14 protein-coding genes and 1 pseudogene are annotated in these 13419 nt (G+C 38.5%); 11 read left to right on the top strand and 4 right to left on the bottom strand.

From position 1 onward, the window contains the following. The first annotated feature begins 93 nt into the window (after nucleotides 1-93). The 9 genes and pseudogenes from ACXVWP_RS09720 to fis all read left to right on the top strand — a co-directional run bounded on the left by ACXVWP_RS09720 (nucleotide 94) and on the right by fis (nucleotide 8771). Nucleotides 94-1287 (top strand): transferrin-binding protein-like solute binding protein, encoded by a 1194-nt coding sequence (locus tag ACXVWP_RS09720; protein WP_297569051.1) that lies wholly within the window; start codon nucleotides 94-96, stop codon nucleotides 1285-1287. 64 nt (nucleotides 1288-1351) lie between these two features. Then, nucleotides 1352-2800: pseudogene (locus ACXVWP_RS09715) on the top strand (surface lipoprotein assembly modifier). A gap of 12 nt (nucleotides 2801-2812) precedes the next feature. Next, a complete protein-coding gene (locus ACXVWP_RS09710) occupies nucleotides 2813-3067 on the top strand; it encodes a YhdT family protein (RefSeq protein ID WP_049356072.1) in 255 nt (84 codons plus the stop codon). Then, nucleotides 3067-4527, top strand: coding sequence for a sodium/pantothenate symporter (gene panF, locus ACXVWP_RS09705; RefSeq protein ID WP_289901602.1), 1461 nt, complete (start codon nucleotides 3067-3069; stop codon nucleotides 4525-4527). Before ACXVWP_RS09710 ends, panF begins: the two co-directional genes overlap by 1 nt. Continuing rightward, a complete protein-coding gene (locus ACXVWP_RS09700) occupies nucleotides 4509-5384 on the top strand; it encodes a DMT family transporter (protein ID WP_289901601.1) in 876 nt (291 codons plus the stop codon). Before panF ends, ACXVWP_RS09700 begins: the two co-directional genes overlap by 19 nt. A gap of 12 nt (nucleotides 5385-5396) precedes the next feature. Continuing rightward, the gene (prmA, locus tag ACXVWP_RS09695) at nucleotides 5397-6299 is read left to right on the top strand and encodes a 50S ribosomal protein L11 methyltransferase (RefSeq protein ID WP_289901600.1); all 903 of its coding nucleotides are present in this window, start codon (nucleotides 5397-5399) and stop codon (nucleotides 6297-6299) included. Nucleotides 6300-6319: 20 nt separating this feature from the next. Beyond that, nucleotides 6320-7333 carry an acyltransferase family protein gene (locus ACXVWP_RS09690; protein WP_289901599.1) on the top strand — a complete coding sequence of 338 codons (1014 nt, stop codon included), beginning with the start codon at nucleotides 6320-6322 and terminating at the stop codon, nucleotides 7331-7333. Between the two features lie 164 nt (nucleotides 7334-7497). Continuing rightward, complete coding sequence (gene dusB, locus ACXVWP_RS09685; RefSeq protein WP_049368236.1) at nucleotides 7498-8478, top strand: tRNA dihydrouridine synthase DusB; 981 nt, start codon at nucleotides 7498-7500, stop codon at nucleotides 8476-8478. Further along, the gene (gene fis, locus ACXVWP_RS09680) at nucleotides 8472-8771 is read left to right on the top strand and encodes a DNA-binding transcriptional regulator Fis (RefSeq protein WP_005696908.1); all 300 of its coding nucleotides are present in this window, start codon (nucleotides 8472-8474) and stop codon (nucleotides 8769-8771) included. The genes dusB and fis overlap by 7 nt, the downstream gene beginning before the upstream one ends. Before the next feature lie 46 nt (nucleotides 8772-8817). Here the strand turns inward: fis and ACXVWP_RS09675 are convergent, their stop codons facing one another. From ACXVWP_RS09675 to bcp, 4 genes are all read right to left on the bottom strand, one after another. Then, nucleotides 8818-9618: an energy transducer TonB family protein gene (locus ACXVWP_RS09675; RefSeq protein ID WP_297569045.1), complete on the bottom strand. Its 801-nt coding sequence runs from the start codon at nucleotides 9616-9618 to the stop codon at nucleotides 8818-8820. Beyond that, the gene (gene exbD, locus ACXVWP_RS09670; RefSeq protein WP_014064738.1) at nucleotides 9615-10091 is read right to left on the bottom strand and encodes a TonB system transport protein ExbD; all 477 of its coding nucleotides are present in this window, start codon (nucleotides 10089-10091) and stop codon (nucleotides 9615-9617) included. Before exbD ends, ACXVWP_RS09675 begins: the two co-directional genes overlap by 4 nt. 2 nt (nucleotides 10092-10093) lie before the next feature. Further along, nucleotides 10094-10546 carry a TonB-system energizer ExbB gene (gene exbB / locus ACXVWP_RS09665; protein ID WP_297569041.1) on the bottom strand — a complete coding sequence of 151 codons (453 nt, stop codon included), beginning with the start codon at nucleotides 10544-10546 and terminating at the stop codon, nucleotides 10094-10096. 177 nt (nucleotides 10547-10723) lie between these two features. Further along, nucleotides 10724-11191, bottom strand: a complete 468-nt coding sequence (gene bcp, locus ACXVWP_RS09660; protein ID WP_289901595.1) for a thioredoxin-dependent thiol peroxidase — start codon at nucleotides 11189-11191, stop codon at nucleotides 10724-10726. A gap of 116 nt (nucleotides 11192-11307) precedes the next feature. Here bcp and dapA point away from each other — a divergent pair, with 116 nt between their 5' ends. Together dapA and bamC are read left to right on the top strand one after the other, a co-directional pair. Next, nucleotides 11308-12204 (top strand): 4-hydroxy-tetrahydrodipicolinate synthase, encoded by an 897-nt coding sequence (gene dapA / locus ACXVWP_RS09655; protein WP_297569038.1) that lies wholly within the window; start codon nucleotides 11308-11310, stop codon nucleotides 12202-12204. A 102-nt stretch (nucleotides 12205-12306) separates the two neighbouring features. Then, nucleotides 12307-13308: an outer membrane protein assembly factor BamC gene (gene bamC, locus ACXVWP_RS09650; protein WP_289901593.1), complete on the top strand. Its 1002-nt coding sequence runs from the start codon at nucleotides 12307-12309 to the stop codon at nucleotides 13306-13308. Nucleotides 13309-13419: the final 111 nt, after the last annotated feature.

The following is a 13419-nucleotide window of genomic DNA, read 5'->3' as shown; positions in this document are numbered from 1 at the left end:
TTATATCTTTTGATAATTAATATATTTTCTTTGAAAAGATATTTTAAATCTCTTTATAATGTGTACCTATTTATTTTTACCTAAGGAAAAACAATGAAATTTAATCTCTCTAAATTAAGTTTAATAATTCTTGCAACTGTAACGTTAGCTGCCTGTGGAAGTAGTGGTGGTAGCAATACTCAACCAGCTGATCAAGCAAAAACACCTGAGCCAGTAAAACCAGCTGAGCTAGTAAAACCAGCTGAGCTAGTAAAACCGGCTGAGTCAGTAAAACCAGTTGAGCCAGTAAAAACAGCTGAGCCAGTAAAACCAGCTGAGCTAGTAAAATCAGCTGAGCTAGTAAAACCAGCTGAGACAGTGAAACCCGCTGAGACAGTGAAATCCGCTGAGACAGTGAAATCCGCTGAGACAGTGAAATCCGCTGAGACAGTGAAACCAGCTGAGCAAGTGAAACCAGTTGAGACAGTAAAACCAGCTGAGCCAGTAAAACCAGCTGAGCCAGTAAAGCCAGCTGAGACAGTGAAACCAGCTGAGCTAGTAAAACCAAGTGAGCTAGTAAAACCAGCTGAACAACCAAAAAATGAAGAACAAATTGTGCTTAGTCGAGTAGGATTTGAAGTTAACAAAGAGAATGGAGTAATTACTACAATTGAAAGACAAATACATGATGACAATAATGTGAATCTCGTTAATGTTGAAGGTCAAGAAATTGAAATTATTCCATCAGGGTATTATGAACGTCCCGGATTCATTGGAATTAATGCAAAAGAACTGCTAGAGGAGTTTTCTCCTAAATCGCAACGTAGTGTTAGCGGTAAAAACTATAAGAACATTCGTTGGGGTACATTTACAGATCCTTCGCTGAACTCTTATTATCATGTTGCATTCGGTGTAAATCCAACAACAGAAATGCCTCAATCAGGTATAGTCAATTATACTGGATATGGTAGTCATTTAGAGGCAGCTAAAAAAGAGGGATATTTCTTATCATCAGCCAGACTTACTGCAAATTTTGCAGATAAAACACTAAATGGAACAATTTCTTTAGCGAAAACAGGTTTTAATGATGTCCTCGTATCAAATGATATTGCTGGAGGCGCTCTTCCTCCTCATCTACATTTTGATGATGTTTCCTTATCTGCCAAAATTCAAGGCAATCAATTTAGTGGAATAAATAGCCAAGGTGTTCAGGTTGAAGGTGGCTTCTATGGAAAAGATGCAGACGAAGTGGCTGGAACTTATCAAGGAAATGATAAATTTGGTGTTTTTGGTGCTAGAAAAAATTAGAAAATTTTTGTAAATTTTAAAGCAAGCCTTTGGCTTGCTTTATTTTTCTTTATAGGAATAAAAAATGACTTCACAATCTAAACTTATTTTATTTTTAAGCTCTTCATTATTGCTTAGTTCATTCTCTTTTGCACTAGAGAAGTCTCCTCAACCTCGGGATGAGCGGTTTGATGATCAGCTTCAGCTTGCGAAACCTGACTTATCCACTCAAAAGCCACAAATTCCAGAAAAACGTGATGATAAACATACACTTTCTATGACGAAAGAAGAATTAGCAAAACACCCTGATTTGATCGTACGTGGATTGATTCCTGCAGTGTTGCAAAATAACGGTGACGTCGTTCAACTATTACTGCCGTTGTATCAAAATTTGCCAAAACAAGATCCATTTTTACTTGAGTGGGCAAATGCAATTAATGCTCGTGAAAATGGTCGTTTTTCGGAGGCGGTAACTCGTTATCGTACTCTATTTTCTCAAGATTCGACCATTCTGCCATTGCGTTATCAGTTAGCACAGGCACTCTTTTTAAACAATGATAATGAGGCGGCCAAAGATCAATTCCAAAAACTGAGAGCTGAACAAGTTTCACCTTAGTCTATCGTCATGATCGACCAATATCTTTCGGCGCTTAATCGCCGAGATCAGTGGAAGTTTCAGGGTGGTCTGAGTTTCTTAAACGAAAGTAATATTAACAATGCACCAAAAGCAGGCACTCGCATTGGAAATTGGAATGCCTGGGCGCGCGAAAGTGCCACAGGTTTTTCTTATTTTGCGGATGCAGAGAAAAAATGGTCACTACCACGCAGTTATTTCGTTAAATTTGCTATTGAGAGCTATGGAAAATATTACTGGGATAACAAAAAATATAATGAATTGAATGCTAGAATCGGCGCTGGATTAGGCTACCAAACAGCGCGTTTCGAGATGTCATTAATGCCATTTACAGAAAGAAGATGGTATGCAGGAGGCTCATCAGGGAGTGAGTCAATGAAGCAGTATTCGAAGAATTCAGGTGCTCGTTTAGATTTAACTTATTGGCTGAATGAAAAGTGGCAAATTTCAACCGCACTTGAATATGGTGAACAGCGTTATAACACTCGTAAACACTTGAATGGTAATAATTATCTTTGGTCGAATACGTTATCTTATTTTCCTAAGAGTGGTCAATTTTGGTTCATAGGTGCTGATTATAATCGTGAAAATACGCGAGATGAAGACAATGCTTATCAACGTAAAAACCTCCGTTTAGGTTGGGGGCAAGAGTGGGGATGGGGGATTTCAACCCGAGTTTCCCTTGCGTATGCACGTAGAATTTATAAAGGTGCTGATTTATTTAATATTCGTCAGAAAAATAATGAATATCAATCAGCAGTAACATTATGGCATCGTGATCTTTACTTTTTAGGAATCACGCCTAAAATTACATGGTCTTATCAAAAAGTGTCAAGTAATCACCTATTTTATCGCTATGATAAAAATCGTATTTTCTTAGAAATGGGTAAGACTTTCTAACTGGAGGTAATTATGGATTTATCACAACGTTATAAACAAGCCGCTAAGGAGGCGCGTTGGGCATTAGGTTTAGCTATTCTTTATGTCATAGGATGGTGTGTTTGTGCTTATTTACCTAAGGACTCGCCTGGGCCAATAGGTTTTCCGTTGTGGTTTGAATTATCCTGCATTTATTTACCTATTTTGTTTGTCGTCATTGGGTATTGGATTGTCAAAATTGTCTTTTTAGATATTCCACTAGATGTTGAGCCAAAGGAGAATAAATAATGAATTTAGGTATTATTCTTCCATTAATTATCTATTTAGCTTTTATTTTCGGCGCCGCATTATTTGCTTATACCAAACGCGTAAAAGGTGATTTTTTGACTGAATATTATGTGGGAAATCGCTCAATGACGGGCTTTGTCCTTGCGATGACAACGGCTTCCACTTATGCCAGTGCCAGTTCTTTTGTTGGTGGACCAGGGGCTGCCTATAAATACGGGCTGGGTTGGGTATTACTCGCCATGATCCAAGTGCCGGCTGTGTGGTTAGCCTTAGGTGCATTGGGCAAAAAGTTTGCATTACTTTCTCGCGAAACCAATGCGCTTACTATCAATGATTTATTTCTCTATCGTTATAAAAATAAATATCTCGTTTGGATTTCCAGTCTAGCATTGTTGCTTGCCTTCTTTGCTGCTATGGTTGTGCAATTTATTGGTGGAGCAAGATTGCTCGAAACCACGATAGGGATTCCTTATACTCACGCCTTACTTATTTTTGCCTTAACGGTTGGCATTTATACGTTTATTGGTGGTTTCCGAGCCGTCGTATTAACTGATACGATTCAAGGTACGGTAATGATTTTTGGCACAATCGTGCTATTAGTGGGCGTTATTTACCATCTTGGTGGCGTAGAAAGTGCGGTCAATAAATTAACTGAAATTGATCCGAGTTTAGTGAGTCCTTACGGCCCGAATGAGATGCTCGATTTTCAATTTATGGCATCGTTTTGGATCCTAGTCTGTTTCGGTGTGGTTGGTTTACCACATACAGCCGTGCGTTGTATGGCTTTCAAAGATAGTAAAGCCTTACATCGAGGCATGCTCATTGGTACGATTGTCCTTTCAGTCATTATGTTAGGGATGCATTTGGCGGGCGCTTTAGGGCGTGCCGTTGTGCCAGATTTAACGGTGTCAGATAAAGTCATTCCAACCTTAATGTTGGAAGTGCTTCCTCCTATTGTTGCAGGGATTTTCTTAGCCGCGCCGATGTCGGCGATTATGTCCACAGTTGATGCGCAACTCATTCAATCCTCCTCAATTTTTGTGAAAGACTTATATCTTGCAAGCAAACCTGAAGCCGCGAAGAATGAAAAACGAATTAGCCGTATTTCATCGGTCATTACACTGATTTTATCGGCGTTGTTAATTCTCGCTGCTCTCAATCCACCTGATATGATTATTTGGTTGAATTTATTTGCTTTCGGGGGATTAGAAGCGGCATTCCTTTGGGTGATTGTATTAGGCATTTATTGGGATAAAGCAAATGCAGCAGGGGCAATAAGCTCAATGGTGGTGGGATTAAGCAGTTATGTGCTGCTGACTCAATTTGGCATCAAATTATTGGGGTTTAATGCGATTGTGCCTGCACTTGTATTTGGCTTGATTGCTTTCATCTTGGGTAACCAATTCGGCGCAAAAAAAACAGTAAAAATGGACCGCACTTTATGGTTTATCAAATCCTAGCATTGTTTATTTGGAGTAGTGCCTTTGTTGCCGCTAAATACACCTTTACAATGATGGACACCATTTTGATGATCCAAGCTCGTTTATTAATGGCGGCGATTATTGTGATGCCACTTTTTTTTCGTCGTTGGAAAGGCGTGTCTAAACCGATACGAAAACAGCTTTGGTGGCTAGGTTTTTTCAATTATACCGCGACCTTTTTGCTGCAATTTATTGGTTTAAAATATACGAGCGCGGCGAGCGCAACGACCATGATTGGATTAGAGCCATTATGTGTGATTTTTGTAGGACATTTTTTCTTTCAAGATCGTGCCAAATGGTATCATTGGGTGTGTGGGGCTTTTGCTTTTTTAGGCGTGGCCATTTTAATTCTAGGCGGGCAGGGCAATGAAGGCGTAAGTGAAATTAGCTTATTGGGTTGCTCCTTAGTGGTGGCGGCAAGTATTGTGTTTGCTTGTTGCTTGCGTTGGACGAAAAAAGTGGTGGTAACGGTTTCAGCACAAGCCTATACATCCATTTCGATTGTGTTAGCAAGCATCACCATGCTGCCATTTACTTTATTGCTGACGGAAAACTGGGATATCCATTTTAACTGGCTTGGTTTCTTCGGTTTGATTTATCTCGGCGTAGCATGTAGTTGGTTTGCTTTTTGGTTATGGAATAAAGGCTTAAATTCAGTGGATGCAAAAATCTCGGGAATTTTGACCGCACTTGAGCCGATTTTTGGTGTCTTTTTGGCAGTATTATTACTCAACGAAGAGGTTTCACTTGTTTCAGCGCTTGGGATTATCATTATTGTGGTTTCAGCCCTGGGCGTAAGTTTATTACCCAGATGGTTACACAAAGAAATTAATTAAAAGGAAAAGAAGATGGCGTGGATTCAAATTCGCTTAAATAGTACAAATGAAAAAGCCGAGAAAATTAGCGACTTTTTAGAAGAAATTGGCTCAATTTCGGTCACATTTATGGATAGCCAAGATACGCCGATTTTTGAACCACTTCCAGGCGAAACACGTTTGTGGGGAAATACGGATGTGATTGCATTGTTTGATGCTGAAACCGATATGAATGAAATTGTGAGTTTGCTTAAACAAGCACATCATTTAGATGAACATACTGCTTACAAAATTGAGCAAATCGAGGATAAAGACTGGGAACGTGAATGGATGGATAACTTCCACCCAATGCAATTTGGTCAACGTTTATGGATTTGCCCAAGCTGGCGTGAAGTGCCGGATCAAAATGCGGTTAATGTGATGCTTGATCCTGGTTTAGCTTTCGGGACAGGGACCCACCCGACAACTGCACTTTGTTTAGAGTGGTTAGATGGCTTGGATTTAACAGACAAAACCGTCATCGATTTTGGCTGTGGCTCAGGAATTCTTGCCATTGCAGCCCTTAAATTAGGGGCTAAAAATGCAATTGGTATTGATATCGATCCACAAGCGATTCTTGCCAGTCGTAATAATGCGGAACAGAATGGTGTTGTAGATCGTCTGCAACTTTTCTTATCCGATGATAAACTTGCTGATTTAAAAGCAGATGTTGTTGTGGCAAATATTCTGGCTGGACCATTAAAAGAACTTTACCCGATTATATCTCAATTAGTGAAAGAGGGTGGTGATCTTGGATTATCAGGCATTTTAGAAACGCAAGCGCAATCGGTATGCGATGCTTATGCGCAATCGTTTGATTTAGATCCTGTTGCCGTAAAAGAAGAATGGTGTCGTATTACAGGTAAGTTAGCCATAACGTCAAATTCTTCGAACTAGTTCTTTATTGGGAGAATATTTTGAATAATATAACACGGGAATTTATAACAAAAGATGAGTCTTTGTATATAAAAGGCTGCGCCGTTATTCTGATGTTAATTCATCATCTTTTCCCATTTGCTGATCGTATCCCTAAATCGGCTGAAATTATCTGGCTCTTTGGTGATAATCAATTTGAGGTGTCGTTAGGTTGGTGGGGAAAATATTGTGTTGCTATATTTTTATTTATAAGCGGCTATGGTTATTCTTTTTTAAAGGATAAACCTATGCAATATTATACAACTAAAATAGTTTCAATATATCGAAAAGTTTTTATTGTTTTTTTAATTTATATTCCTATTGATATTTATTTCCATGTTGAAAATGTAATATCGGATCTAAATTCAAAATCTATATTAATGAATGCAATAGGATTTCATTCCAATTATAATGAAGAGTGGTGGTTTCTATTTCCTTATATCTTATTAGTATTAATTACACCGCTATTACATAAACTTCGTCATCATTTAGTCTCACTATTTGCAATGGCGATTATTATCCACAATATGTCTGGTAATGGGATAATTGGCCACTTCTTCTGGTGGGCTATTGCCTATATTATTGGATTTATTTTTGGTGTATTATCCACTAATTTAAGTAAATTTAACTCTAACATTATTTTTTCCTTACTGTTATCTATAGTGTTCTATCTTATTATGAACTATGGAATGAATAATTTTGGATTTGAAAGTATGGTGTTTCTTATACCATTAATGATTTTTTTAATAAAAACGCTTTACAGAATTACGCCATTAATTTTTCGTAAGATTATAGCTGATATAGGTAGGAAATGTTTAATAATTTGGCTTGTTCATTCATTTTATTGCTATCATTTTGCTGGAGAGTTTATTTATTCACCTAAATATTCAATATTTATTTTAATTAATTTATTGATTGTTTCATATTTAAGCGCAATAGTAATTGAGTTTATAGAAAGGATGCTTTCAACAACTTTTTTCAATATAAAAAATATCGTATTAAAAAAGGTTTTATAGGCGTGATACTATGCAGATCGAATTTTGTCAATTAAAAAAGTGCGTTTTTTGAACAAATTTCCCTTTGCAAAAAAAAGCAAATTTGCGTAATATAGCCGCCCTTGTCGGTGACTGTTGTTGCCAGATTTACGAGAGATTAGAATTTGTCATTGAGGATAATATAAATGCGAATTGGTTCTTACGAATTAAAAAATCGTATTTTATTGGCGCCAATGGCAGGTATTACGGATCAACCTTTTCGACGTTTATGTGCCCATTACGGCGCGGGATTAACGTTTTCAGAGATGATGTCTACTAATCCACAAGTTTGGCATACAGAGAAATCGAAACTTCGTTTAGCACATAGTGAAGAGCTAGGATTAAATGCGGTGCAAATCGCAGGTTCTGATCCTTTAGAAATGGCCCAAGCTGCAGCAATTAATGTAGCCTATGGCGCTGAAATTATCGACATCAATATGGGCTGTCCCGCAAAGAAAGTGAATCGAAAGCTGGCGGGCTCTGCACTTCTTCAATTTCCCGATTTAGTGGAAAAAATTTTAAAAGAAGTCGTGAATGCCGTTGATGTGCCTGTGACGTTAAAAATTCGCACTGGTTGGGATAAAGCAAATCGAAACTGTGTGCAAATCGGCAAAATTGCAGAACAATCTGGTATTCAGGCTTTAACCATTCACGGGCGGACGAAAGAATGCTTATTTGAAGGTGAAGCGGAATACGACAATATTCGAGCAGTGAAACAATCAATTTCAATTCCAGTCATTGCGAATGGTGATATTGATTCTGCCTCGAAAGCGAAAAAGGTACTTGAGTATACAGGTGCTGATGCAATAATGATCGGTCGTGCCGCACTAGGCAATCCATGGCTTTTTCAAGCCGTTGAGGCTTTAGTGGAACATGATTCGATAATTCAAACACCAAGTTTGCGTGAAAAGTGCGGTCATATTTTGCGTCATATTCAGGAACTCCATCAGTTCTATGGCGAGCAAAAAGGCTATCGAATAGCCCGCAAACACGTTGCTTGGTATTTACAGGGAATTCAACCCGATTCCGTTTTTAGACAGACTTTTAACGCAATTAATGAACCGAAAGAGCAGTTAATTGTGCTGGAAGATTTTTTAAATTCAATTTTGGATAAAGAAAAATGTTAGAACAACAACGTAGTCCGTCTGAAGCGTTAACCGTTTCAGTTTTAAACTCTCAATCACAAGTAACAAACAAACCATTACGTGATTCAGTAAAACAAGCTTTACGCAATTACTTATCACAATTAGATGGTCAAGATGTGAATGATCTTTACGAATTAGTATTAGCGGAAGTTGAACACCCGATGTTAGATATGATTATGCAATACACCCGCGGTAACCAAACCCGTGCAGCTAATATGCTCGGTATCAACCGTGGTACATTGCGTAAGAAATTGAAAAAATACGGTATGGGCTAATTAAAATTAGCAAAAAGAAAGGCGAACATGATGTTCGCCTTTTTATTTATTGAATGGTGAAACTAATTGGCACGTTTACTGAAGACGCAAATCCAGCAGGTTTTGGACCGACAGGTCTCGCACTTCTTACAGCTTCAAGTGCTGCATTATCTAAGCTTTCATCACCAGAAGATTTAGTGACACGCTCTCCAGACAGAGAACCATCTCCTCCAACACTAAAACTGACGTTAACAATACCTTGTTTACGCATCATTTTAGCACGAGCAGGATATCGCTTATGCCGTTCGATTTCACGTCGAATAGCCGCACGATAGGCATTATGTTCATCTGTATTGGCACCAGAACCACCTTGAATACCATTTGTTCCAGGTTGACCCGTAGTCGTCGCTTTAGAATTTGCCGTAGCCGTTGAATTAATATTCTTATCGCCAATCGGTAAATTCTTCGGCATTTCCACCGCTTTCTCTGCTTTTACCTCATTTTTAGGTTTTTCTTTTGGCTTCTCTTTCGGTTTTGGTTTCGGTTTTTCTATTGGTTTTTCTGGCTTTTTCTCAGGTTCTTTTTTCTTCTCAGGCTCTGGTTTCTTCGTTGGATCAGCGACGACTTCCTGTTTTTCAGGTTCCGGTTCTGCCTGTTGAGGCTCGGGTTCCGGCTCAGGAGCGGGTTCTTCCACTCTCATCCCTTGAATCATTTCCATTGATATTGTCGTGGATATTTCACCTGGGGCATTACTCGCCGCTTCATGTGGCGTATGCCAGTTCCAAAATAATGCTCCAAGGATGCTACCATGAACCAATAAAGAAATAAGCAAACCTAATAATGATCGTTTGGTTTGTTGGCTGTTCATTGACTACGTCCTACTCCAACGCCTCCGCTTGCAACCCCACCTACTTCAGGCGTATTTTTTGATTCATTTCCTTGAGTCGTTTTGCTCGGGGCGCCTTTATCTTTCATGGAAACAATGGCGACATTTTTGATTTCATTTTTCGATAACATATCGGTAATGGTCACGAAATCTTGGAAAGAGGCATCAGCATCAATTTTTAACGTTACTTTTTGGTCTTTATTCCAACTCATAATTTCTTTTTCAAGCGCTTCTTGTGAAATGGGCTTATCGTTAAAATAAAGTTGTTTATCAGCCGTAACCGTTAATAATTTTGTTAATTCATCTGATTTGAATGCGACCGTAGAGCTGGCTTTTGGAACATTTACCTTAATTTTCCCTTGGGAAATAAAGGATGCGGTGACCAACACTATCGCTAATAACACCAACATAATGTCGATGAAAGGAATAATGTTGATTTCATCAAATTTTTTCACGATTATTCCTTATCTTTTTGAGCGTTTAATACTTTCCATTTCAAGCAATTTACTTCTACTTTACGACCTAAACCGCTATAGAACATCATGGAAGGAATCGCGACTAAAATACCTATTGCAGTTGCTTTTAATGCAAGAGAGAGGTGCATCATAATGGCTCCTGCATCGACTTCGCCATCGCCATGACCAATTTGGTAGAAAGTTAATAAAATCCCAATTACTGTACCGAGTAAACCAACATAAGGCGCATTAGCACCAACAGTGGAGATTACGGTCATATTACGATTTAAATCAATTTCAAGTGCGTGAATATTGGAATATTTCGCTACGTTCACACTCTTTAAAAAGAGAAAACGCTCAATTACGGCAGTGAGCATGATCACACTCATCAGAAGTAGAATTCCAATAATCACGTAATCGCTATATTGTTCTAAAAACTCAAAAAGTTGTAGCATTTGATAGTCCTTATATGGGTAATAAAAAAAACACAAATTGAATCGAGAATGAATTTCAATTAGATGTGAATTCTATCAAATGGAAAATAGAGCGTAAATATAAATTAAAAAAATGAGTGTTTTTTTAACCGCACTTTGAGATAAATCAGAAAAGTGCGGTTGTTTTTGAGAGGTATTTTAACGGGATTGTAGGTAATCTAAGACAACTTGATGATGTTCGCCCGTTTTGAATTTATCAAAAACGTGCTGGATTTTGCCTTGTTCATCAATGAGAAAGCTAATGCGGTGAATACCATCATAAACACGGCCCATGAATTTCTTTTCGCCCCATACACCAAATTTCTCGGCAACCTGGTGATCTGCATCGGAAAGTAAGGTGAAATTGAGTGCTTTTTTCTCTACAAATTGAGCGAGTTTTTTGGGTGCATCTGTACTGATGCCTAAAATAACTACGCCTAATTTTTCTAACTCACGTTTAGCATCACGCAAACCACAGGCTTGAGTTGTACAGCCTGGTGTTAAGGCTTTTGGATAAAAATACACGAGTACTTTTTTACCTTTAAAGTCGCTAAGTGAAATTGGCTGATTGTCTTGATTTAAAAGGGTGAATTGCGGTGCTAAGTCACCCACTTGTAATGTTTTCATAAAAAATCCTTAAAAATATCAAAAATAATTTGTAAATTTGGGTTATTTTAGCCATTATAACTAGGCATTTTCAAATGTTATGATTAAAAAATAGAATAGATGTAAATGGAGTGCTTATGACTACGCAAAATCCTTTATTTTCGGGCAGTATCGTTGCCTTAGTGACACCAATGGATAATCATGGACACATCGATTTTGAAACGCTAGAAAAACTTGTTGAGTTTCATATCAATTCTGGCACCGATGCGATTGTTTCTGTGGGAACAACGGGTGAAGCAGCCACTTTAAGCATTGATGAAAATGTTCGAGTAATTGAGAAGGCGGTTGAATTTGCAAAAGGGCGCATTCCAATTATTGCCGGCGCAGGTGCAAATGCAACCAGTGAAGCCATCGTCATGACAAAATTGCTACGAGATAGCGGAGTAGCGGGTTGCTTATCTGTTGTGCCTTACTACAATAAGCCAACTCAAGAAGGCATGTTCCAACATTTTAAAGCGATTGCAGAATGCACGGACCTACCACAACTTCTTTATAACGTACCAGGTCGTACCGGTAGTGATATGAAACCTGAAACCGTGGCGCGTTTGGCTCAAATTGATAACATTGTGGGCATTAAAGAAGCGACGGGTGATGTTTCACGTGTTACTGCTATTAAAGAATTAGCAGGTAAAGATTTCATCGTGTTAAGCGGTGATGATGCAACAGGTTTAGAAGCCATGAAATTAGGCGGTGAAGGTGTTATTTCGGTGACGAATAACCTCGCAGCAAAAGATATGGCGGCAATGTGTCGTTATGCTTTAGCGGGCGATTTTGCGAAAGCAGAAGAAATTAATGCCCGTTTAATGCCTTTACATAAGAATTTATTTATTGAATCAAATCCAATCCCTGTCAAATGGGCAGCATATCGTTTAGGCTTAATTAAGACTCCATACTTACGTTTACCACTTACCGTGTTAAGCGAAGGCGCGCAAGTCAAAGTAGAAGAAGCATTAAAAGTTGCAGGATTAATTTAATGAATTAAAGGGTTGTTTTTACAGCCCTTTAAACTTTCAGCTCTTTTATTTGTCAAAGAGCGGTCATTATTCTAATTATTTTTTATTGAAAGGATTGAAGGAATGAAAAAAATCGTACTGAGTTTAGTCGCAGCAGCATTGTTATCGGCATGTTCAAACAGCGTAGAAAAAATGCAGACGGCTAATGACACTTATCAAAATTCTGATCGTGAAATACCGAGCTTTTCTCCTTTAGCAAGTGGTGGGGTAACATTGCCGCAAGCTGATCCGACTTATGAACTTCCTCAGCTTAATGCGAAAAAAGAACGCGTGGATATTCGTCCGCCTTCAACCCCATTAGCGATTATTAAAAATTCTTTAACACAATTTGATGGCGAACGTGCATTGATTGTTTATACGGATGCACAAGCAGAGCTTTATAACCTCAAACAAATTGAGCGTTTATTGAAAGAAGAAGGCACGAATTCAACTTTAAATGGTGCGGTATTAATTAGCGATTGGGCGCCAACGGGTCGTGCAGATGATAAAGCCAATACAGAGATCCGTTATAAAATTGAACAAGTTACGGCGCAAGATGCAAGTGCGTTAGCGGTTTCTGTCGAACAAATGCGTCGTGATGGTGTGATTTATACGCCAAATCAAGCTGATAAGCAGCGCTATGCATCTGATCGTTTAAATCGTTTTGTTTCGGCGCTCACTAGCGCTTATAACAAGCAACAACAAGATTTAAGTAGTGCTTCTGTAGGACCTTTCCAATCTGGTTTAATTACTGATACGAATGGCAGAATGGCATTGGGTATGGATGCAAGCTTTGGTCAAGCATGGCAACGTTTAGGTTCGGCCCTACCGAAATTAGGCTTTAAAGCAACATCTGAATCTGCAGGCCGTGGTCATCGTGAATTGAAATATAAACCATTGGATAAACAAGAGTGGTTACGTTTAGGTGTGAATCCGCCTAATCTAGAAAAAGGGGTTTACCAAATGCAAATCTCCGCAGTGGGTAAACAAAGTGCGGTCGTGATCACTGATGAAGATGGCAAGGCATTACCAAATGAAGCGGCGCAATCGCTCTATTCCGCGCTAGGTGTGTTACTTGCGCAATAATATAATAAGTTGATAAATAAAAAGTGCGGTTTAATTTGATCTGACCCCAAAAAGTTAGACTGTTATTTAAAGGATTGTTTTCGATATTGTACCGGACTCAGTCCTTTTAAT

It is taken from the genome of Haemophilus sp. SZY H56 (assembly GCF_054332415.1).
Note: the sequence above shows the minus strand (reverse complement) of the source record. Positions and strands in the feature narration are given on the sequence as shown.